General features: G+C 67.8%; 14 protein-coding genes, 2 tRNA genes and 1 pseudogene. 7 read left to right on the top strand and 10 right to left on the bottom strand.

Annotation, left to right across the window (positions count from 1 at the left end; translation table 11 throughout):
- Positions 1–54: 54 nt before the first annotated feature.
- The 7 genes from OV207_RS36855 (at position 55) to OV207_RS36885 (ending at position 12,661) form a co-directional block, all read left to right on the top strand.
- Positions 55–2,493 carry a penicillin acylase family protein gene (locus OV207_RS36855; RefSeq protein ID WP_267559755.1) on the top strand — a complete coding sequence of 813 codons (2,439 nt, stop codon included), beginning with the start codon at positions 55–57 and terminating at the stop codon, positions 2,491–2,493.
- A gap of 248 nt (positions 2,494–2,741) precedes the next feature.
- Positions 2,742–3,986, top strand: a complete 1,245-nt coding sequence (locus OV207_RS36860) for a polysaccharide deacetylase family protein (RefSeq protein WP_267559756.1) — start codon at positions 2,742–2,744, stop codon at positions 3,984–3,986.
- A gap of 819 nt (positions 3,987–4,805) precedes the next feature.
- On the top strand, positions 4,806–7,352 hold the full coding sequence (locus tag OV207_RS36865) for an AAA domain-containing protein (protein ID WP_267559757.1): 2,547 nt from the start codon (positions 4,806–4,808) through the stop codon (positions 7,350–7,352).
- On the top strand, positions 7,345–10,680 hold the full coding sequence (locus OV207_RS36870) for an SUMF1/EgtB/PvdO family nonheme iron enzyme (protein ID WP_267559758.1): 3,336 nt from the start codon (positions 7,345–7,347) through the stop codon (positions 10,678–10,680). The genes OV207_RS36865 and OV207_RS36870 overlap by 8 nt, the downstream gene beginning before the upstream one ends.
- Positions 10,681–11,241: an ATP-binding protein gene (locus OV207_RS36875; protein ID WP_267559759.1), complete on the top strand. Its 561-nt coding sequence runs from the start codon at positions 10,681–10,683 to the stop codon at positions 11,239–11,241. It abuts the gene before it with no gap.
- Complete coding sequence (locus tag OV207_RS36880; protein WP_267559760.1) at positions 11,241–12,008, top strand: HAD family hydrolase; 768 nt, start codon at positions 11,241–11,243, stop codon at positions 12,006–12,008. Before OV207_RS36875 ends, OV207_RS36880 begins: the two co-directional genes overlap by 1 nt.
- Positions 11,999–12,661, top strand: a complete 663-nt coding sequence (locus tag OV207_RS36885) for a uracil phosphoribosyltransferase (RefSeq protein ID WP_267559761.1) — start codon at positions 11,999–12,001, stop codon at positions 12,659–12,661. Before OV207_RS36880 ends, OV207_RS36885 begins: the two co-directional genes overlap by 10 nt.
- Positions 12,662–12,851: 190 nt before the next feature.
- Here OV207_RS36885 and OV207_RS36890 read toward each other — a convergent pair.
- The 10 genes and pseudogenes from OV207_RS36890 to OV207_RS36935 all read right to left on the bottom strand — a co-directional run bounded on the left by OV207_RS36890 (position 12,852) and on the right by OV207_RS36935 (position 21,960).
- A tRNA-Pro gene (locus OV207_RS36890) sits at positions 12,852–12,928 on the bottom strand.
- Positions 12,929–13,121: 193 nt separating this feature from the next.
- Positions 13,122–13,400: pseudogene (locus OV207_RS36895) on the bottom strand (integration host factor subunit alpha); the annotation flags it as partial.
- A 93-nt stretch (positions 13,401–13,493) separates the two neighbouring features.
- A complete protein-coding gene (pheT, locus tag OV207_RS36900) occupies positions 13,494–15,905 on the bottom strand; it encodes a phenylalanine--tRNA ligase subunit beta (protein ID WP_267559763.1) in 2,412 nt (803 codons plus the stop codon).
- 30 nt (positions 15,906–15,935) lie between these two features.
- Positions 15,936–16,985 carry a phenylalanine--tRNA ligase subunit alpha gene (gene pheS, locus OV207_RS36905; RefSeq protein ID WP_193430098.1) on the bottom strand — a complete coding sequence of 350 codons (1,050 nt, stop codon included), beginning with the start codon at positions 16,983–16,985 and terminating at the stop codon, positions 15,936–15,938.
- Positions 16,986–17,112: 127 nt separating this feature from the next.
- Positions 17,113–17,460 (bottom strand): 50S ribosomal protein L20, encoded by a 348-nt coding sequence (gene rplT, locus OV207_RS36910; RefSeq protein ID WP_120530963.1) that lies wholly within the window; start codon positions 17,458–17,460, stop codon positions 17,113–17,115.
- Between the two features lie 92 nt (positions 17,461–17,552).
- Positions 17,553–17,759: a 50S ribosomal protein L35 gene (gene rpmI, locus OV207_RS36915; RefSeq protein ID WP_193430099.1), complete on the bottom strand. Its 207-nt coding sequence runs from the start codon at positions 17,757–17,759 to the stop codon at positions 17,553–17,555.
- 199 nt (positions 17,760–17,958) lie between these two features.
- The gene (gene thrS / locus OV207_RS36920; RefSeq protein WP_193430100.1) at positions 17,959–19,887 is read right to left on the bottom strand and encodes a threonine--tRNA ligase; all 1,929 of its coding nucleotides are present in this window, start codon (positions 19,885–19,887) and stop codon (positions 17,959–17,961) included.
- An 86-nt stretch (positions 19,888–19,973) separates the two neighbouring features.
- A tRNA-Val gene (locus OV207_RS36925) sits at positions 19,974–20,045 on the bottom strand.
- Between the two features lie 89 nt (positions 20,046–20,134).
- Positions 20,135–20,821, bottom strand: coding sequence for a uracil-DNA glycosylase (locus OV207_RS36930; RefSeq protein ID WP_267559764.1), 687 nt, complete (start codon positions 20,819–20,821; stop codon positions 20,135–20,137).
- Positions 20,818–21,960, bottom strand: coding sequence for an AI-2E family transporter (locus OV207_RS36935; RefSeq protein WP_420715296.1), 1,143 nt, complete (start codon positions 21,958–21,960; stop codon positions 20,818–20,820). The genes OV207_RS36930 and OV207_RS36935 overlap by 4 nt, the downstream gene beginning before the upstream one ends.
- Between the last annotated feature and the right edge of the window lie 222 nt (positions 21,961–22,182).

The raw sequence follows: 22,182 nt of genomic DNA on the forward strand, positions 1-22,182 counted from the left end.
TGGCTAGACTAGGAATGCCCTTGTCGGTCCCTCTCCAAGAGGTAGGCAAGAGTCATGCGATCCGCCCCTGTTTCCCTGTTCCTGACACTGACGGTGCTCTGCGGTTGTGAGGGCAATGAAACGCCGGCGCCTTCGAGGTTGAAGGCGACGATCCACCGGACCACCCACGGCATCCCCCACATCCAGGCCAACGACTACCGGGCCCTGGGGGCGGGAGTCGGCTACACGCAGGCGCAGGACGCGGTCTGCATCCTCGCGGACCAGTTCCTGAAGGTCCGGGGCGAGCGTGCGCGGTACTTCGGTCGGGGACCCCAGGACGCCTACGTGGAGAGCGACTTCACGTACCGGGGGCTCGCGCTCCGGACTCGCGCCGAGGCCACCTTCGCCGCGCAGTCCCAGGAGATGCAGGAGCTCGTGAAGGGCTACGCTGCGGGCTACAACCAGTACCTCAAGGACACGCCCGCGGATCAGCGTCCCGCGCCGTGCAAGGGCGCGAACTGGGTGAAGCCCATCAGCGCCTTCGACCTGCTGGCGTACCACCTGGACCTGTCGCTGTTCGACACGCTCATTCCGCTGCTCGGCTACGTCGCGAACGCGCAGCCGCCGTTGGTGAGCGCGGGAGGCCAGGGTCCCCAGTCGCGTCCCCTCGCCCTGTCGCCGCGCAAGGACGAGCTGGGCAGCAACGGCTGGGCCCTGGGTCGGGAGAAGACGGCCGGAGGCCGCGGCATGCTGGTCGCCAACCCCCACTTCCCCTGGGAGGGAAGTCTCCGCTTCCACGAGAGCCACCTGACGATTCCGGGGAAGCTCGACGTGTACGGTGTGTCGCTCCTGGGTGTGCCGGTCATCAACATCGGCTTCAACCGGAACGTCGCCTGGACGCACACGGTGACGGCATCGAGCCACCTGACGCTGTACCGGCTCAAGCTGGTGCCGGGAGACCCCACGGCGTACCTGTACGACGGCCAGGTCCGCCGGATGACGGGCCAGGAGCACACCATCGCCGTGCGCCAGGACGACGGCAGCCTGGGAACGGAGAAGCGCACGTACTGGCGCAGCCACCACGGCCCGATGCTCAGCGGGCCCGGAGCGGACTGGTCGAGCGAGCTCGCCTACACGGTGCGGGACGCCACCGAAGGCAATGATCGCTTCGCGGAGCACTGGCTGCGCATGAACGTGGCCCGCAGCCTGGAGGAGGCCACCCAGGTGGAGCGCACGGTGCGAGGCGCGCCCTGGGTCAACACCCTGCTGGCGAGCGCGGACGGCGACACGCGCTACGTGGATGCCTCCCCCGTCCCCGCGCTGAGCGCGCAGACCGTGGAGGCCTATCGCGCCTCGCTCGAAACCACGCCGGACGCCCCGGTGTTCGCGTCGCTGGGGTTGATCCTGCTGGACGGCAGCACGTCCCGTGACGAGTGGGTGGGCCTGGACGGCGAAGCGAGGGGCCTGGTGCCAGCGCCCGTCGCGCCGCAGCTCGTCCGGAACGACTACGTGTTCAACGCGAACGATCCCGCGACCTTCGCGAACCCCGCGGCGCCGTTGCTCGACCTGCCCTTTGGCTATGAGATCTTCGGGACACGGGGCCGGCTCAGCACCCGTTCGCACATGAACCTCTCCCTCATCACGGAGCAGGGAGAAGGAGCGGCGTCCGGGAGCGACGGGCGCTTCACGTTGGACGAGTTGGAGCAGGCCATCCTGAGCAACCGCACCTGGGTGGCGGAGCAGTTGCGAGCCCCCGTCGTGCAGCGCTGCCAGGGCGCGGACCCCGTGATGGTCGAGGGCGTCGCGGTGGACATCACGGAGGCCTGTCAGTTGTTGGCGTCGTGGGATGGCCGGCTGGACCTGGACCGCAAGGGCGCCATCGTGTGGCGCGAGTTCCTGAACGGGTTCAGCCGTTCGGACCTGACGCAGAAGGGCAATCTCTTCGCGCAGCCGTTCGATCCGCTCCAGGCCGCCACCACGCCGTCCGGGCTGACGCCGGCCCCGGTGGAGGGGACGGATCCGGTGAACCAGAAGCTGGGTGAAGCCGTGGCGATCCTGACGAAGGCGGGCATCGCTGTGGGAACCCGGCTGGGAGACGTGCAGTTCGCGCGCAAGGAGGACCGGGTCATCCCGATGCACGGAGGGGCCGCCTTCGAGGGCGTCACCAACGTCGTCGGCTATTCGGGAGCGAACGCGACGCTGCTGCCCCAGCCGCAGCCGCAGGGAGCGCTCGTGTCACCCGGCACGGGGCTGACCGAGAAGGAGGGCTACCTCGTCGACTTCGGAACGAGCTTCCTGATGGTGATGGAGTTCACGCCCCAGGGTCCCCGCGCGAACGCGGTCCTCTCCTACTCCGAGAACGCCGACCCCGACTCGCCCCGGTTCGCGGATCAGACGGACCTCTTCGCCGGAAAGCAGCTGCGGCCCATCCTCTTCAACGAGGCGGACATCCTCGCGGACCCGGCGCTGGTGACGACGGAGCTTCAGGTCCTCAATACGTCCAAGCTGGAGTAGCAGGAGCGTGAGGCGGGCCGGGCACCTTCGGCCCCCGTGACGCTCGCCAGCGGGGATGGGGAGCCCCCGCGCCCTGGTTACGAAGGGGTTGCGGCGGGGCACACGCCCCCAGGTTCGGAAGGGTCAGGTGGGCGGGACAGGACCTGCTCACCATGCACACCCTTGAGGTGAGGCCTTCGCGCCGTTGCCTCGTGCGCGCCCGGTGCGGCCATCCATCCCAGCCTGCGCGCGCACGGGGAGCGCCCGCCATGGAACCCATCGCCCTCCTGCCCGGTCAGGTCATCGTCTCGCTGAACTTCGACGATGGCCTGGCCAGCCAGGCACAAGGAGCCTCCATCCTGCAGGCTCGGGGAATGCGAGGGACGTTCTTCGTCCACAGCACGCGGATGGGCCAGTCTGGCCGGCTCACGCTCGCGCAGGTGCGCGCCCTCCGGGACGCCGGGCACGAGATTGGCGGCCACACGCTCACCCACCCGCACCTCACCGAGCTGTCCGCGAACGATCAGCGCAAGGAGATCTGCAACGACCGGGTCGCCCTGTTGAACGCCGGCTTCCGCGTCACGTCGTTCGCGTACCCCTTCGGGGACAAGGATGCGACCACGCGGCAGATCGTCATTGATTGCAACTACAACTCCGCGAGGGAAAGCGGAGGACTGCGCACGGCGACCGGAGGCTCCGGCAACCCCTACGCCGAGCCCGTGCCCCCTGCGGACGCGTACGCCATCCGGACCCACGGCTCCGTGCAGGCCAGCACCACGCTGACGGACCTGAAGAACCAAGTCCTGCGCGCCGAGGAATCAGGGGGCGGCTGGGTGCCCATCGTCTTCCACCACATCTGCGGGCCGTGCAATCCGCCGCAGACGTACTCCATCGCGCCCGCCACGTTGACGGCGTTCGTGGACTGGCTGGCCACGCGGGTGTCGAGGGGCACCACGGTCGCCACCATGGATGCGGTCATCGGCGGGGTGCTGAAGCCCCCCGTCAGTTGGCCGCCTTCGCAACTTCTGAAGAACCCTTCGCTGGAGTCGGATGCAAACGGGGACGGGACGCCTGACTGCTGGCAGCGCGGCGGCTTCGGCTCCAACACCTTCTCGTGGACGCGGACACAGGACGCCCACGGAGGCAGCTGGGCGCAGCAGGTGCGCATCACGCAGATCACCAGCGGAGACCGGAAGCTCATCACCCGCCAGGACGACAGCAGTTGCACGCCGACGCCCACGGCGGGGCATCACTACCGAATCTCCGCCTGGTACAAGGCCACCACGCAGGTGCGATTCAAGGCGTACTACCGGAACAGCGCGGGCGCCTGGATCTACTGGTCCCAGGGCCCTCTGCTGCCCGCGCGAACCAGCTACACCTTCGCCGAGTGGACGACACCCGCGGCCCCCTCCGAGGCCCGGGCCCTCAGCATGGGGCTGTCCATCGATCAGGTCGGCACGCTGACCATGGATGACTTCGCGCTCTCGGACGTGGAGGCGGGCGCGTCACCGTGAATCCGTGGCTCCTTCGACATGGCGGAGCGTGAGCTCATGCCATAGAGGTATGATCAAAGAGAGGATTGCGGAGTAAGGTTTTTCTCCAATCCTGGAGAGCATCAATCGAGACGGGAGATGACAATGAAGGACCTGGGAAGCAAACCATACTTTCGACTCAAGCAGGATGAGATTTCCGACCTCATGGATGAGGACTGGATTCAGTTCGTTTGCGAGGAGCGCTATCAAGTCAAAGCACCAGTGAGCTTATTCCGAAACCGATTCAGAGACTCCGTCAGCTGGAACGACAAGGGTCGGAGGGATCACAGCTATACCCGTGGGAGCTTTCCTCGGTGGCTCGCAGAAAGTGAATATTGTCAGATCCGAGGCCCGTGAAGAGGTGCCGGACCTCCCACCCGCCCTGGCGCAATCGCTTGCCATCAATATGCCCCCCCCGGTGCGGTGAGCTTGCGCGCTTCCTGCTTGAGCTATGCTAGCCAACGGGAGGCGAAAATGAGCCGAGGCAACGAGGGGCGAGATGGCCAGACGGGTCGAAGCGGACCTGATGGCGACCGCGACAGGCCGGGTGTGCGGAACTCGCGCACCTCCGTGCGAATGACCGTCGAACGGGCCCGGGCCATCCAGACCCGGGCCGACCGCACCGGCGCCCAGCAGGACTTCAAGGCACGCGCGATGTCCGCTGCCGCCCGGAACGCGGAAGCGCCAATTGATGGCGATGAATAGGCCGATCGCCCCATGAGTCCACCGCCGCCGCCCCTTTCCTGGGAACGCCAGGGCGCCACACTCCAGTGCTCCATTGACCTCCATCCGAACCATCGGATGCTGTTCGAGGACTATGTGCGACACCGGCACAGGCTCCTGCGCGCGCGCGCCACCGGACTGCTCCACAGCAACGATGTCCGGTACGAAGCCGGCCGGCTCCAGCTCGTGTTTCCGGACGAGGCGCGACTTGTCGGCACCGCATCCGGACCCGAAGCGGATCCCCGCTCATTCCAACGCTGGCGCGACGAGGAGTTGCTGCCCGCACTCCTCTCATTGCTCGACTGTCATGCGAATCAAATAGCCGGATTCGCCCCCTTCTTCCCCGTGTCGGGGCGCTGGGTCCCACCAGTGACCTGGTTTCTTCCCCGCCCGCCGGGCCCACTGACGGTGCAGGAGCGCCGCCGGGACCTCCACCACGTTCGTGATTGGGTCCTCTCGCCCTCCCGACAAGTACCGAGGCCCAGGGACGGGGATGCGCGGTTCGTGGAGTCACTCCTGGGGGCACTGGACTCCGAGGAAGGGACCGCGCTCGAAAGACTCATCCAGGCGGAGCAACAGCAGGCATTGCACCGCGCGCGGCAGGCACCAGACGCGCCCTCCATCTTCCACCTGCTCACCGAGGCAGAACACCTGGACAAGCTTGCCCAGGTGTATCGCTATCGCATGCTGCGTCGCGAGGAAGCCGTCCGGATGGGTCTCGACCCCCAGGGACAGTTCATCCTCGAGTTGGAGCCCCGCTGGAAGGACCCCCACTTCCCGGACCTCACGCGGCCCTCGCCCCAGGAACTCTGGGATTCGCTCCTGGAGGCGTCTCGGACAACGCCGCTGCTGGCCGTTTCCCAACGGCAACCCCAGCCGCTGGCGCGTCGCCAGGAACCTGATGCGCGAGTCCGCTGGATTGGCGTCCATGAGGACCAGCCGCTGATCTATGTCCGGGACGAAGGCGTAAGGCCGCTGCCCTCGGGATTCGTCCATCCCCTCCTCCCCGGAGATCTGGCGTTGATGGGACGCAAGCGGATCTTCACCGCCTTCGCCGGCAAGCATCCGCGGCTGGCACCGCACCTCCTGGGTGCCACGCGGGTGGCGCCCTTCAAGAACAACCCCCAGCAAAGAGAATCGCTGGAAGATGCCATCCTTTCCAGGGAGGGCGTCTTCGCCGTCCAGGGTCCCCCCGGCACCGGCAAGACCCATCTGGCCGTGCAGGTGGTCCGACGGTTCCTGGCGGCCTCTCCCGGCGGACGCGTGCTCATCTGCGCGAAGGAGCACTTCGCGCTCGACCACATCCTCCGGAAGATCACCGAGCAGTTGGACGCGGGGGCAGCGCCCTACCGGGCCTTCCGTTCGGTATCGCTGGCACGGCAGCGCCGCGGGCTCAACGCGTTGGAACGCACTTTCCTGGGCACCACGCTCGCGCGCGATTTGGCGGAACTCACCTGGGCACCCGGCTCCTCCGCTTGGACCCGCTTCCAGGCATCCACGGTCCAGCAGCACGACCAGCGGCTTCATTCGCTCGCGGAGAAGGCCTCCAACCTCTACTTCTGCACCACCCTGGATGCGTCCTTGACGGACTTCGTCGGACAGACTTCGTTCGACCTCGTGATCATCGAGGAAGCGGGCAAGTGCTATCCGTCCGAACTCCTCCATGCCCTGTGCCTTGGGCGAACCGTGCTGATGATTGGCGACCAGCGCCAGCTTCCGCCGTACCAGGAGCGCCGGACACGCGAGGCCATCACCGCGTGGCAGGCCACCCTGGCGCTGGCAAGGGACCAGCCCGAACACCGGGAACAGCTGCTGGCGCGCTTCGGAGACACCTTCCTGTCACTGGAGGCGCTCGCGCGCGAGCACGGTCCCCTCTCCGCAGATGAGGGTGGCTGGCTGCGCCCCTTCGAATACCTGTTCAACCGCCTTGAGACACGGCACCGCCTGGAGGAGCAATTCCGCATGGAGGCACCGCTCTCACAATTGGTGGGACACGTGTTCTACGGACGTCCCTTCCACCACCGCAAGCCGCCTGGTGCGCCCCTGGCGGGAGTCATCCCCCAGGAGTTGGACGTACCGCTGCTCTGGCTCGACACGCCGCACATGACCCAGCGTCCGGAGGCAACGGAGGACCCGGAGAAGCGCGGCGTCCGCGACAACATGCATGAACGGGACGTCATCGTCCGTTATCTGCGCTGCCTCCATCCCGCGCGCCGGGTGGATCTCGTCATCCTGACGCCCTACAACGACCAGAAGCGATTGCTGCTCGATTCACAAGAGCTGCGTGATGCGTGCAAACGGCTCACGGACACCGCCTTCGAACAGGTGGTGCGCACCACGGATGAATATCAGGGTCGGGAAGCCGACCTGACGGTCCTCTCACTCGTGCGCAATAACAGCCTGGGAGCACACGCATGGGGCTTCATGACCGAGCCTGAACGGCTGAACGTCATGTTCTCCCGCACGCGCTGCCGGCAGGTCGTCGTGGGTTGCTCGGCCCACGTCCTTCGCCACATGGAAGACGCGCACTGGCTTCACGCGGTGTGGAAGGCCTACGAAGAAGCCGCCGTCGACAAGCGCTGCGCGCGGATTCTTTCCTCCGAGGAGCTGCCCACCCATGGGTAATCGCTCCTCGGGAGCCGCCCCGCGAGGCGTGCGCAGGACATTCGTCCTGCTGCCCGGCTTCTTTGTTTCGGCGAGCATCTGCATCCCGCGCGCCCACCCCCACGCCCTCTGGTTGCTGGCCTGGGTGGAGCGGATCATCCAGGGCTCCTCGCTTTCACAAATCGAACAGGATCCGCCCTGGCCAGTACCCAAAGAGCCCCTGCTGGCCCGCCAGCTCACCCGTGAACTCATTGATCTGCGCTGGGCGGTGCCGGAGTGGAGCACCGGCGCGATCCTCGTCGCCCCCACCCTCGCCGCCCGGTATCACGCCCTGGGACGGGAGGGCCTCGCCCGTGAGCTGTTCGATGTCCAGACCCTTCCAGGTGAGTGGTGGATGTCGGGAATCGGAGGCGTGCTGCTGTCGCGCACGACGGCCACCCAGTTCGACTGGGACTACAAGCAGCATGCCGACTGTCGGCTGGAGGCAGCCGCTGCCCCCCAGGCATTGTTGGACTCGGCGGAGCACGACCTTGCCGACCTGGTGCGAAAGCTGGGGGCGGTGGACCTGGAGGGTCCCGCTCGAGGCCGGGCCTTCCTTGGAAGCCCGCTTCGCGTGGGTGGCCGCAAGGACATCTGCTTCCCGCTCTACGGAGACGCGGAGCGAATCCTTCCGAATGAGCTCGCCGAGTTGGAACCTGCCCTCTTTCAATACGCCCCCCAGCTCTTCGGTCAGAAGGCGGCCCCCCGGACCCGGCTCGTCGAGCTTCCGCACAGCCCCCTCGAGCGGTTCGTGGCCGAAGTGGAAAGCCTTCCGGTGGAGACCGCCGCGCTCGGCCCGGAGCCGCTCGTCAGGAAGCGGGTGGAACGCCTGGGCGAATTGCTCGCGAAGCCCGCGGAGGAGGAGTGGCTCCGCTGGTTCACCCACGGGCAACGGGTGTGGCCGGTGGCGGGTCCCACCGACCGCCACTTCGACGCCCTGGCGGAGCTTTGCCAGGGACTGGCGCGGGCCACGGACACGGAAGGGACGAGCATCCCCTGGCTGCTCCTCACCAGCGCCTTCCTCAACCCAGGCAATCTTCGCGAGGGTGAGGGCCTGACGGCGGCGCTTGGCGAAGCCCCCCGCTCCACACGCATCCTCGTCGTCTACGGCCACGCCAGCGACGCGCTTCCCGCCGAGCAACAACGCGACCTCGAGGCCTACCGGCAACGGCTCCAGGAGCTGGATGCGGATCTGGCCGAGCGCTGCATCCTGGTCGCGGCCAGTCATCGCTCCCATGAAAAGGTCCTCCTGACCAGCAAGGGAGACTGGATGGTGGGGAGTTGGAATCCAGCCAGCAGCAGACCGGGCTCCGTCGTTTTTGAATGCAGTCTCGCGGGCCGTGACCGGACCTTCGCGCTCACGCTGCTGGAGCGGATCGCGGACAACATCGAGGGTGACGCCGCCATCCAGGCGGTTGCATCACTCCGGGAGGCCCTCGACGGCGGTGGAGCGCAAGCGCCCGCGCTCCTCGAATCCGCAAGGCACCATCTGGAGCGCCTGAAGCAGGCGGTCGGGCTGCTCGCGCGTGCGCTGCCTCCCGAGCAAGGGACACCCCATCCAGGATGGGCGCCCACACTGCGGGCGGTGCGTGCGGCCCTGCATCCCTTCCTGGCAAGGACCCGGCTCGAACTGGTCGACGCGCACCAGACCCGCGATGTCTTTGTCGCCCAGGCGCGGTCGGCGCGCAGCGACCTGCTGCTCGCATCGGACCGCCTCGCGGACAGTGCGCTTGATGGCGCGGTCCTCCGGGATCTCAGTGGCCGCAGCCGGAACCCACGGCGGGTGCGGGTGGTGTGGGGCCGGGAATGGGCAGGACGTAGGCCCACGGACAAGCAGTCGCGAGAGCAGCTCCAACGGGCGCGTACCGCCGTGGAGGACGCTCGAACCATCCTGGGTGCTCGGTTGCTCACCAGCCGCGAGCCCATGGAGAACCACGCCAAGCTCCTCCTCGTGGATGGTTGCCGAGGACTCATCACTTCGGAGAACCTGCTCGCCTACGGCGGCGAGAAGGGGCGCCACGAGTCGCGCGAGCTGGGCGTGTCCTTCTGGTGCCCCCCCGTCGTCAGGCACATTCTCGGACGCTTCCTCTGGCAGTGGCCCGGCGTCCTGCACCCCGAGGCACCGGGGGAAGCCGCCTCGCAGCCTCATGCATGGATTGTCGGAGGACTCGAAGCCTGGCATGCCCTGGACGCGGTTCGCGCCGAACTGGACTTCGTGCCGGACCGGTCGAAATACGTCGGAGCGCTGCTCCGGGACGAAGTCACCCGGCAAGCACCCGAGGGAGCCGAAGGGGCGGCACGGCAGCGAAGCCTCCAGGACCTGGAGCATGCCGTCGGTGGTGATCCCCTGCAGTGGCTCCGTGAAGAAGGCGAACGCCTGGGATTGCTGGTTCCCTCGACAGGCGACATCTGGCAGCCCTACGACGTCTCCAGCGACGAAGCGCTCCTCACCGCGCTGATGGAGGGTGCCGAAAAGGCCGTTTCGGTGAACCCTACCCCGCGTGTGGAGCCTGCGGCTCGCGCGGCCCCCCCTTCCCAGGGGACGCGCTCCGCGGGCGCACCCCGTCGGCTCACCACGTCCTCCCATCCGCTCGTGCAACGAATGCTCACCGGCATGGTGCGCGTGAAGGCCGGGGCCTTCCTGATGGGCGACGACCGGGTCAGACAGGAGCGCCCCCGGCACCGGGTGGTGTTATCGCGCGACTTCATGTTGGGCCGCAGACCAGTCACCCAGTCCCTGTGGGAGACCGTCATGGGGAGCCTGCCGCACCTGATCCACCGGGATCGCCATCCCGAGTTTCCCATCGTTCAGGTGGACTTCCACGACATCCAACAGTTTCTACAACGGCTGAACGCGCTCCCTGGCGGTGGGGGCTTCGATCTGCCGACTGAAGCGCAGTGGGAGTACGCCTGCCGGGCCGGCTCCGCAGGAGCGTACTGCTTTGGAGACGACCCCGAACGGTTGAACGAGTTCGCCTGGAACAAGCAGAACTCCAACGCCCAGTTGCATGAGGTGGGGCTGCTGAAACCCAACGCCTGGGGTCTGCATGACATGCATGGGCTCGTCTACGAATCGGTGCGCGATGACCTCCGCTCCTTCCAGCGAGGTGAGGTCATCGACCCGGTGGGGCGCCTGGATACGGACCGCGTCGGCGTACGTGGGGGGGCCTGGGGTCGTTTCCCCTTCCGCAAAGGCAATCCGGGGGAAGAGCACTTCCGTTGCGCGTGCCGCACCTTTCATTCCAAGAGCGAAAAGTCCAATCGCGATTCGTTCAGGCTCATGCGTTCGCTGTCATCACAGGGGGAGTAGATGTCCAAGCCGCGATCACCTCGACGCATCTGTCTGGTGGGAGTCCGGGGAGTCGGAAAGACCACCCTCATCCGTTCCATCCTGCCAGCTCTTCCTCAAGTGGATTATGTCGTTGGCTCGGCCATCCTGCGGGAGCTGGCAGGCGCTGACTTCGCCCGGTTCGACAGCCTTCCCCCCGACGTCAAGCAGCACTACCGGGAGGAAGCCATCCGGTGGATGGAGACGCGCCAGGAAGGCACTGGGCGCGACATTCTCTGCGATGGGCACACCACCCTCTTGAATCCCGCCACGGCGCAGGTGGAGCAGGTCTTCACCGAACTGGACTGCCACTTCTTCCGAGAACTCATCCTGCTGGAAGGGCCTCCAGAGGTCATCTTGCAGCGTCGGCGCGATGACCTGACCAAGCGCCGCAATCTGGACGGCAGCCTCCTTCACGCGGAGCTTGCTGGCGAGCGGGAGGCCTGCCTTCGCATCGCCAGGGAGCATGACATGCGCTTGCATGAGCTACCCATGGGCGATGATCAAGTCATCGCGCGCCAACTGACAGGGCTGCTGACCTGATGAACCTGCTTCCCCAAGACGAGGCTTCCAATATCCAGCGGCTCGATGCCGCCATCCTGCCACTGCTGCAGGCGGTACGGGGCCGGCCGGTCGTCCTCGCCGATGGAGACCGGACCCTGTCGCCCCTCGACACCAGCCGGCTGTTCCTCCAGCAAGCCGGAATGGATCCGCAACCCATCCAGGATCGTTTCAAGCGCGACGGGTATTGTTTCAGCGCGTTTCGCTACCACGCGGAGGTCCATCTGGGTCTGTCGGCGTCCACCTTCGAGCAAGTGGGCACTGCCGTGGCGCGAGAAGCACCGCTGTACCCGGGGGCGGCGGGCTTCCTGCGACGCGCGGCGGAGGAGGCGGCGGTCTTCGTCATCTCGGCGGGCATTCCCCGCATCTGGCGAGGACTCCTCGACCGAGAGGGACTGGGACACATCGGCGTGATTGGCGGAATCAATCCCGCCCTGCCGTACGTGTTCGGTCGAGAGGAGAAGGGATGGGTCTGTCAGCGTTTTCGGAGCATCGCGACCGAAGTGATGGCGCTGGGGGATTCGGACGTGGACACGGAGATGATGCTGGCTGCGAACCATGCGGTGGTCGTCTTGAACCATCGGATGAGCGCGGACCTGTTGTCCCACCTTGACGACCACCACTCGCTTCACCACATCGCGCCAGCCGGACAGCCAGTACCGGGAATCTCCCAGCTGACCTTCGAATCCGCCCACCGGCTGATCTGTCGTGGGCGTTCCGACACCGAGAGAGGCACAGCATGCCGCTGAAGCACTATTCGGACCGACACCTCATCCGCCTGCTCGCGACCCGCTCGCGGCGCACCGACATCACTCCCTGGGAGCTGACGCAGTCCCACGTCGAACTGGGCAGATTCCTGGCCGGTGAGTTGGCGGAGCTATTGGATCTTGAGCCTTGCGACATCCAACACCCCCAAGGGCTGAGGAAGGGGTGGCAGGTGGCGCGGGAAGAGGAAATCGTCCTTCTGCCCTTGCTGCGTGCCGGACTCTACGCCACCGACGGGGTGCGCGAGGTACTGAGGCGGGCACCCGTCGTGCACATCTCGCCCCAGCGTGAGCGTGGCCTGTCCGATGCGGAGCTGGCGCAGTTGCCCTCCATCGAGGGCCGTACCTTCATCCTCATAGACTCCGTGGTGAACACGGGTGCCTCGCTCGAACCCGTCTTGAACCAACTCCAGGAGCGGGGCGCGGGCCGACTCATCGTGGTCGCGCTCGTGGGGCCGGCTACTACGGCGAAGCGCCTGGAAGGCGCCTTTCCGGGCGTTCACTTCTTCTTCGCCCGCGTTTCCGAAAATCAATACATGGGCGTAGGGACGACGGACACGGGCAACCGCCTTTTCGGCACCCTTTCCACGAAGAGCCTGGAGGCCCGGCCTCCTCATCAGGTCTCGGTGAAAGAATGAGCAGTGTGACGCGGCCACCGTGTGCCCTGGCGTGTGTCTCCAGAGGGCGCGGAGGTTGCTCTCGAAGACGCGGTAAGAGGCTATCAGCGCAGCCTACCTGCCCACCGAACCGGAGCAGGTCCATGGCGCCCTAGAAAAACAAAGGCCCTGGAGTCACCGGCTTGCACCGGAAACTCCAGGGCCTTCATTTTGGTCGGGGCGACAGGATTTGAACCTGCGACCACTTGCACCCCAAGCAAGTGCGCTACCAGGCTGCGCTACGCCCCGAAAACCGCCGTCGTGAAACGGTGCGCCCTTATGCCCTCGCCGCTCTCCTGGGTCAAGCGCGAGGTGAAGGGTTCCGTGGGAAAACTTACTCGTCGCCTTCTTCCATTCCCTCGTCGAAGTCCTCGCCCCGGGCTTCCGCCGCGTCCGCCGCCGCTTCTTCCTGGGCGTCGATCTCCGCGTGGTTCTCCGGAGGGGCCTCGCCGTTCAACGCGCTCTTGAGCACCTGGCTCGGCCGGAAGGTCAGCACCCGACGCGCGCTGATCTCGATCTCCTTGCCCGTCTGCGGATTGCGCCCCACGCGCGCCTTCTTCTGGCGCACCTGGAAGTTTCCGAACCCGGAGATCTTGATCTTGTCCCCGCGCTCCAGCGTCTCCTTCACGGTGTCGAACACGAGCTCGACGATCTCCGCCGACTCCTTCTTCGAGAAGCCGACCTTCTCGTAGACCCCCTCGATGATGTCCGCTTTCGTCATGCGAGTCCTCTGGCACCCGTGCTGGCCGGTGAACGCGGGGCATGGTGTCAGCCTTCCCCGAACCGTGTCAACGTCCTGACTTCATTCAGGAATTCAGGCGCGCAGGGCCGCCCCCAGCCGCTGGTTCACCTCGGCGATGATGCGCTGGTGCGCCGTCGTGACCTCCACGTCGGTCAGCGTCCGCTCGGCCGAGCGATACCTCAGCGCGTACGCCAGGTTCTTCTTCCCCTCGGGGATGGGCTTGCCCGTGTACACGTCGAACACCAACGCGTCCTCCACCAGCGGCGCCCCCACCTCCAGGATGACCTGGCGGACCTCCTCGTTGCGCAGCTCCACCGGCACCACCACCGCCAGGTCGCGCAACACCGCCGGGTACTTCGGCAGCCCCGCCGCCTGCGGCACCAGCTTCGCCGCCGCGTACAGCGGCTCCGTGTCCAGCTCGAACACGAACACGCCCTCCGGCAGCCCCAGCGCCTTCGTCACCCGCGGGTGCACCTCGCCCACGTGCCCCAGCACCGTCCCGTCCGCCAGCGCCACCTGCGCGCAGCTTCGCGGGTGGTACGCCGGAGGCTCGGCCGGCGCGAACGTCGCGCCCTCCACGTGCAGCGCGTGCAGCAGCGCCTCCACCGCGCCCTTCGCGTCGTAGAAGTCCACGCGCGCGTCCTTCTGCGTCCAACTCCGACCGCCCCGGACGCCCCACACCAGGCCCGCCACGCGCGGCACCTCGCGGGACGCGGGCTTCATCCCCTGCCCGCCCTGCGCGTCCCGGAAGTACGCCCGGCCCGTCTCGTAGAGCCCCACCGTCTCCACCTGGTGGCGCACGCTGCGCGACAGGTTCTCCAACAGGCCCGGCAGCAGGCTGGTGCGCATCACCGACTGCTCGACGCTCAGCGGGTTCATCAGCGCGATGGGCGCTTCCTTCCCGCCCAGCACCTCCAGCGACTTCGGCGCCACGAACGAGTAGTTCACCACCTCGTTCAGTCCCACCCCGCCCAGCGAGTGGCGCAGCCGACGCTCGGCCTCCATCTGCGCAGGCTCCGGCGCCAGGGTGTCCAGGCCGCGCGGCAGCCGGGCCGGGATGTTGTCGTAGCCGAAGACGCGGGCGACCTCCTCCATCAGGTCCTCCTCGCGCTCCACGTCCACGCGCGCCCGGGGCACCTCGAACGTCGTCTGCCCCGCGCCGTCCTCCACGTTCTTGAACCCCAACGCCCCCAAGATGCGCCGGCACTCCGCCTCCGGCACAACCACCCCCAGCACCTTCTCCACCCGCCCGTAGCGCAGCGTCACCCGACGCGGCGGCTTCGGGGAGGGCTGCACGTCCACCCGGCCCGGCGCCACCGTGCCGCCCGACAGCTCCGCGATGAGCTGCGCGGCCCGGTCCAGCGCCGGCAACACCGCGTCCAGGTCCGCCCCGCGCTCGAAGCGGTGCGACGCCTCCGTGTGCAGCGCGTACCGCTTCGCCGACCGGCGCACGCCGGAGCCCACGAAGTGCGCGGACTCGATGACGATGCGCTTCGTGCCCTGCGTCACCTCGCTGTCCCCGCCGCCCATCACGCCCGCCAGCGCCTGCGCGCGGTCCCGGTCCGCGATGACCAGATCGTCCGCGTCCAGCGTGCGCTCCTTGTCATCCAGCGTGCGCAGCTTCTCGCCCGCCTTCGCGGTGCGCACGACGATCTCCTGGCCCGCCACCTTCTCCAGATCGAACGCGTGCAGCGGCTGCCCGTACTCCAGGAGCACGAAGTTGGTGACGTCCACCACGTTGTTGATGGCGCGCACGCCGCACGCCTTCAGCCGGTCCTGCATCCACTGCGGCGACGGCTGGACGGTAACGTTCTCCACCACGCGCGCCGCGTAGCGAGGACACCGCTCCGCCGCGTCGATGCGCACCTTCACCAGCTCCGCCACCGGCTTGCCGGACTCCGCGGGCTTCGGCTCGGGCACCTTCAGCGCCGCGCCCGTCACCACGCCCACCTCACGGGCCACGCCCAGGTGGGAGAGCGCGTCCGGCCGATTCGGCGTGACGTTCACCTCCAGCACCGAGTCATCCAGCCCCAGCGCCTCCGCGATGGGCAGGCCCAGCTTCGTGTCCGCCGGCAGGATGAGCAGGCCCGCCGAGTCCTCGGTGATGCCCAGCTCCTTCGCCGAGCAGAGCATGCCGAAGCTGTCCACGCCCCGGAGCGCGGCCTGCTTGATCTCCATGCCGTTGGGCAGCTTCGCGCCCACCGTGGCCAGCGGCACCTTGTCGCCGACCTTGAAGTTCTTCGCGCCGCACACCACCTGGAACAGCGCCGACCCGCCGATGTCCACCTGCGTGACGGACAGCTTGTCCGCGTTGGGGTGCTGCACCGACTCGCGGATCTGCGCCACCACCACGCCGCGCAGGCCCTCGCCGGGGCGCTCCACGCCCTCGATCTCCAGCCCCGCCGCGGTCAGCTTGCGCGCCAGCTCGTCCACCGACGGCGGCAGCGCCACGTAATCACCCAGCCACTTCACCGAAATCTTCACAGGTCCACCCTCTTGCCCATCCGGCTGGAATCAGAACTGCGCGAGGAAGCGTGCGTCGTTCTCGAACATCATCCGCAGGTCGTCGATGCCGTAGCGCAGCATGGCCAGGCGCTCCACGCCCATGCCGAACGCGTAGCCCGTCACCTCCTTCGGGTCGTAGCCCGCCGCGGTGAAGACGTTCGGGTGCACCATGCCGCTGCCCAGCACCTCCAGCCACCCCGTCTGCTTGCAGACGCGGCAGCCCTTGCCACCACACGACGCACAGGTGACGTCCACCTCCGCCGACGGCTCGGTGAAGGGGAAGAACGACGGACGGAAGCGCGTGCGCGTGTCCGAACCGAAGAAGGCCCGCACGAACGCGTCCAGCGTCCCCTTCAGCTCCGCGAAGCTCACGTCCTTGTCCACCAGCAGGCCCTCCACCTGATGGAACATGGGCGTGTGCGTGATGTCCGAATCGCGCCGGTACACCCGGCCCGGCATCACCGCGCGGATGGGCGGCTTGCGCGACAGCATGTGCCGCACCTGCACCGGCGACGTGTGCGTGCGAAGCAGCGACGGGCTGTCCGCCTTCTTCGCGTGGCCCAGCGTGGGCTCGTCCACGTAGAACGTGTCCTGCATGTCCCGCGCGGGGTGGTCCTTGGGGAGGTTCAGCGCCTCGAAGTTGAAGTAGTCGAGTTCAATCTCCGGCCCGACGGCCACCTCGAACCCCAGCCGCGCGAACGTCCGGACGATGTCCTCCATCGTGCGCGACACCGGGTGCCGTCCACCGGGCAGCACCGCGCGCCCTGGCAGCGTCACGTCCAGCTTGGGGCCCTTGAGCTGGGCCTCCAGCGCGGCGTCCTCCGCGCGGCGCACGGCGTCCGCCAGGAGCTGCTCCAGCTCCGCCTTGACGGTGTTGGCCACCTCGCCCAGCGCCCGCCGCTCGTCCGGGGGCAGCTTGCCCATGCCGCCCAGGATGGCGGACAGCTCGCCCTTCTTGCCCAGGTAGCGGATGCGCAGCGCCTCCACCTGCGAGGGCTCCGACACGCCCGCGATCTCCTGGCGCGCCGCGTCCGCCAACGCCTGCAACCGGTCTCGCATGGTCCTCTTCCCGCCTTCCATTGCACGCCCCGGGCGCCATCCGACGCCGGGCAAAAAAAAGGGCCGCCCCCGTGTTGGAGGCAGCCCGTTTGGCTTCAGGGGGCCGGCTTCAGGAGCCGGCCGGGTCTCAGGCTGCCTTCGCGATGTTGGCGACGGCGGCAAAGCCCGCGGGGTCCGCGATGGCCATGTCGGACAGGACCTTGCGGTCCAGGCCGATCTTCGCCTTCGCCAGCCCGGCGATCAGCTTCGAGTAGGACAGGCCCACCGTGCGCGCCGCCGCGTTGATGCGGACGATCCACAGCGAGCGGAAGTTGCGCTTGCGCACCGCGCGGTCGCGGGTGGCGTAGTCCAGGGCGCGCTCCACGGCCTGGTTGGCGCGCTTGTAGCAATTCTTGCGGCGGCCGCGGAAACCCTTGGCCAGCTTGAGAATGCGATTACGACGACGACGAGCCTTGAATCCCTTTTTGACGCGCATGACACACTCCTGACTTCTTGAAGGTGACCCTGGGGTGCTGGCCTCACGCCGCTCCGCCAGGACTCACGGATGGTCCAAGCCCGAGGAAAAACTCAGGCCCCGTAGGGGAACAGCTCCTTGATGACCTTCTTCGCGTCCATGTCGCGCAGGTGACCGGTACCCCGGTTGCCGCGCTTCTGCTTGGGCGTCTTGGAGAAGGTAAACAGGTGCTTGCTGAAGGCCTTGCCGAACTTCACCTGGCCGCTCTTCTTCACCTGGAAGCGCTTCTTCGCGCCACTGCGGGTCTTCAACTTGGGCATGGTCCCAATCCTTCCTTCTGCTTCCTGTCGGCACGGCAGCCATCGCGGCTGACGGCGGTCCACGACACACGGTTCGCGGACGCTTTGAGCGGAAGCCTCTATCACTCTTTCAAGCCGTTGGGGGTAGCGTTTCCTACAGCCACCGCTGAAACCCCCGCCGTCCCGCGTACTCCCCGTCCCTACAACCCCCTACCCCGGGTCAGGGCAGGGCCGCTTCCTTGGCCAGCAGCGCCTCGAAGTCGGCGAGCTTCATCGACTTGAGGTCCTCGCCGCCGTAGCGGCGGGGGGACACGGCGCCGGCTTCCACCTCGTTGTCACCCACGACCAGGGTGAAGGGGATCTTCTGGAGCTGGGCCTCGCGGATCTTCGCGTTGAGCGTGATGCCGCGCTCGTCCAGCTCCACCCGGTAGCCCTTGGCGCGCAGGTCGTCGCGCACCTTGCGGGCGTAGTCCAGCTGACGGTCCGCCACGTACACCAGGGTCGCCTGCACCGGGGCCAGCCACGCCGGGAACGCGCCGGCGAAGTGCTCGATGAGGATGGCGGTGAAGCGCTCGAAGGAGCCGAAGATGGCGCGGTGGAGGACCACCGGGCGGTGCGGGGCGTTGTCCTCGCCCACGTACGTCAGGTCGAAGCGCTCCGGCGCCAGGTAGTCCAGTTGCATGGTGCCCAGCTGCCACCGCCGGCCGATGCTGTCCGACACCGCGAAGTCGATCTTCGGGCCGTAGAAGGCGCCGTCGCCCGGGGCCAGCTCGTACTCCAGGCCCAGCGACTCCAGCGCGGCCTTGAGGCCCTCCTCCGCGCGGTCCCAGAGCGAGTCATCCCCCAGGCGCTGCACGGGGCGCGTGGACAGCTTCACCGCGTAGGTGAGGCCCACCGCCTTGTAGACGCGATCCAGCAGCTTCACGAAGCGCTTCACCTCGTCGGTGATCTGGGCCTCCGTGCAGTAGATGTGCGCGTCGTCCTGGGCGAACTGGCGCACGCGGGTGAGGCCGCCCAGCGACCCGGCCGCCTCGTTGCGGTGCAGCACGTCCTGGGTGTGCAGGCGCAGGGGCAGGTCGCGGTAGCTGTGCTTCTTGAAGCCGTAGAACAGGTGGTGCGACGGGCAGTTCATCGGCTTGAGGGAGAAGTCGTGCTCGCCGGACTCGCTGTCGAGCACCAGGAACATGTTCTCCTTGTACTTGCCCCAGTGGCCGCTGGTCTCCCACAGCCCCTTGTTGAACATCAGGGGCGTCTTGATCTCCACGTAGCCGTCACCGGCCGTGAGCGAGCGCATCCAGTCCGACAGCGTCTGGTAGAGCGTGGTGCCCTTGGGCGTCCAGAAGGCCGCGCCCGGCGCGTACGGGTGGAAGTGGAAGAGGTCCAGCTCCTTGCCCAGCTTGCGGTGGTCGCGCTTCTTCGCTTCCTCGATGCGCGTCATGTACGCATCCAGCGCCTTCTTGTCGAAGAACGCCGTGCCGTACACGCGCTGGAGCATCGGGTTGCGGTGGTCGCCGCGCCAGTAGGCGCCGCTGGAGGAGAGGATCTTGATGACGCCGATCTTCCCCGTGCTGGGCGCGTGGGGCCCCAGGCAGAAGTCCACCCAGTCGCCGTGGGTGTAGAGCGTGAGCGTCTTGGCGCCCTTGGCGGCGATGTCCTTGACGATCTCCACCTTGAACTTCTCGCCCTTCTCCTCGAAGAGACGCACGGCGTCCTCCATGGAGACCTCCGTGCGGACGAAGGGCATGTCCTGCTTGAGCTCCGCGTTGGCGGCCGCTTCGATCTTCTCCAGCTCCTCCGGCGTGAAGGGCTTCTCGCGGAAGAAGTCGTAGTAGAAGCCCTCCTCCGTCGCGGGACCGATGGTCACCTGCGTGCCGGGGAACAGGCGCTGCACGGCGCTGGCGACCACGTGCGCGGCGTCGTGGCGGATGAGGTCCAGGCCCTCCGGGCTCTTGGGCGTGAAGATCTGGAGCTTCGCGTCCTCGTCCAGCGGGCGCGACAGGTCCACGTCCTGGCCGTTCACCCGGGCGAACAGGGCCGCCTTCGCGAGCCCCACACCGATGCTGCCCTTCACGAAGTCCGCGATGGTCGTCCCCCGAGGCGTCTGCTTCTGGCTGCCGTCGGGGAGCGTCACCGTGATGGATTCGGACATGGCTTGAAAACCCCTGCGCTGGAAAAGCCACGGGCGGCAGGCTCTTTGGAAGCCTGCCGCCCGCGAGATGGAACGCTTACTGATGATGGGTCGTAGTGGGATCGAACCACTGACCCCTACCGTGTCAAGGTAGTGCTCTACCGCTGAGCTAACGACCCGTCGTGCGGATGGGCGCGGGGAATAACAGCGGGCTCCCACACCTGTCAAGGAAACACGAACGCGGGGGCTTCTCTTCCCGGCGCGCGCCCTACCCCGCGTCCTCCAACAACACGCGGACCCGCTTCATCACCGCGTCGAACATGGCGGGCGTGAGCCTCCCCGTCTGGGTGTTCTGCTGGCTGACGTGGTAGCTGCCCACGAGCCACCGGCCGTCCGGCAGCCGGAACTCCGCGCCGTGGCCGAAGGCGGGCCGTGGTGGAGGGATGACGCCCCCCGTGCGGGTCGCGGACGCCAGCGCGGCGTTCCACCCGATGGCCCCCAGGGCGAGCAGCACCCGGCCGGGCAGGAGGGCCATCTCCCGGTCCAGGAACGGTGCGCACCGGGCCAGCTCCTCCGGCAGCGGCTTGTTGTCCGGCGGGGCACACCGGGCGGCGGCGACGATGAAGGCGTCCGTCAGCTTGAGCCCGTCGTCGATGCGGTCGCTCCGGGACTGGTTGGAGAAGCCCGCGCGGTGCAGGCCCGCCATCAGGAACTCCCCGGAGCGGTCCCCGGTGAAGTACCGGCCCGTGCGGTTCGCGCCGTGCGCCGCGGGGGCCAGCCCCACGATGATCAGCCGGGCCTTCGGGTCGCCAAAGCCGGGGACGGCCCTGCCCCAGTACTCCCAGTCGCGGTAGGCCCGCCGCTTCACCCGGGCCACCTCTTCGCGCCACTCCACGAGCCTGGGGCAGGCCCGGCACGCGATGATCTCCTGGTGCAGCTTCTCCAGCTCCGTCACGGACCGCCGGCTCCTCCCTTGTAGAGGTCGGTGCGGCGGTAGCGCTGGATGACCACGCTCAGGACGACCTTCAGGATGGCGCTGGCCGGCACCGCCAGCAGGATGCCCACGAAGCCGAACAGCTCTCCGAACGCGAGCACCGCGAGGATGACCGCCACGGCGGACAGGCCCACCTTCTCACCCACGACGCGCGGGGTGATGACGAAGCCCTCCAGCATCTGCCCCACCACGAAGGTCGCCGCCACCACCGCCAGCTGCCACGGCCCCTGCCACGACAGCAGCACGCCCATCATCGCGAGCACCACGCCGATGCCCGTGCCCAGGTAGGGCACCATGTTGCCGAAGCCGGCGATGAGGCCAATGGCGATGGCCAGGTCGATGCGGGCCACGGACAGACCCGCCGCGTAGATGACCGACAGGATGGCGCCCACCGCGAGCTGGCCCTGCACGAAGGCGGACAGCACCTCGTCCACCTCGCGGAAGCGCTGGCTCACCAGCGCCACCGAGCGACGCGGCAGCAGGTCCTTGATGCTCCCCATGAGGCGCGGGTAGTCCTGGAGGAAGAAGAACGCCAGCACCGGCACCACCGACAGGCCCAGCAGCGTGGTCACGAAGCGCGCGGTGTTGCCGGCGAAGCTCGCCACCAGCCGCGCCGCCGTGGGGCCCGCGCTCTGGAGCAGCTCGGAGGCCTTCTCGCCCAGCTCCGCGGTGCGCTGACTCACCAGCTCCGGCAGCGACATGCCCAGCAGCGACTCCACCTGCGGCACCACCTGGGTGCTGGCGCGCGAAAAGAAGCCGGGCAGCTTCGCCGCCTCGTCGCGGAACACCGGCACCAGGTACAGCCCCGCGCCCACCATCAGCAGCGTGCCCGCCACGAAGAGCACCGTCGTGCCCAGCGTCCGGTCCAGGCCGCGCTTCTCCAGCAGCGTCACCACCGGGTTGAACGCGTACGCGCCCGTCAGCGCCAGCAGCACCGGCACCGCCACCCCGCCGAACACCGACAGGAGCGCGAACACCAGCGCCAGCGAGCCCACCATCGCGCCGGACCACACCAGGTCCACCCGGCGCGCCGCCGCCTCGTCCAGGGCCGCGGGGTCGCCGGGCGGGGGCACGGGCTCCGGGTGCACGACGTGCAGCACGGGGGAGACTTCCGGGGGGGCCACGGACTCCAGGGCCCTCTGGGGGGCCCTCACCGCGCGCTCACTGCCTTTCTTGCGACGTCCGATGACCGCCTCCTGGTCCCCCCATCCTACGGTGTCTTCGGCTCCGGATTGCGCGCGAGAACGGACCAAAGGGGTCGCCCGCCACCTTGCGCTCCAGGGTGCCGACCCAAATGCGGCCTGGCTCCGCGTCCACCACCA

Origin of the sequence: Corallococcus sp. BB11-1 (assembly GCF_026626625.1) — a bacterium.
Classification (GTDB): domain Bacteria; phylum Myxococcota; class Myxococcia; order Myxococcales; family Myxococcaceae; genus Corallococcus; species Corallococcus soli.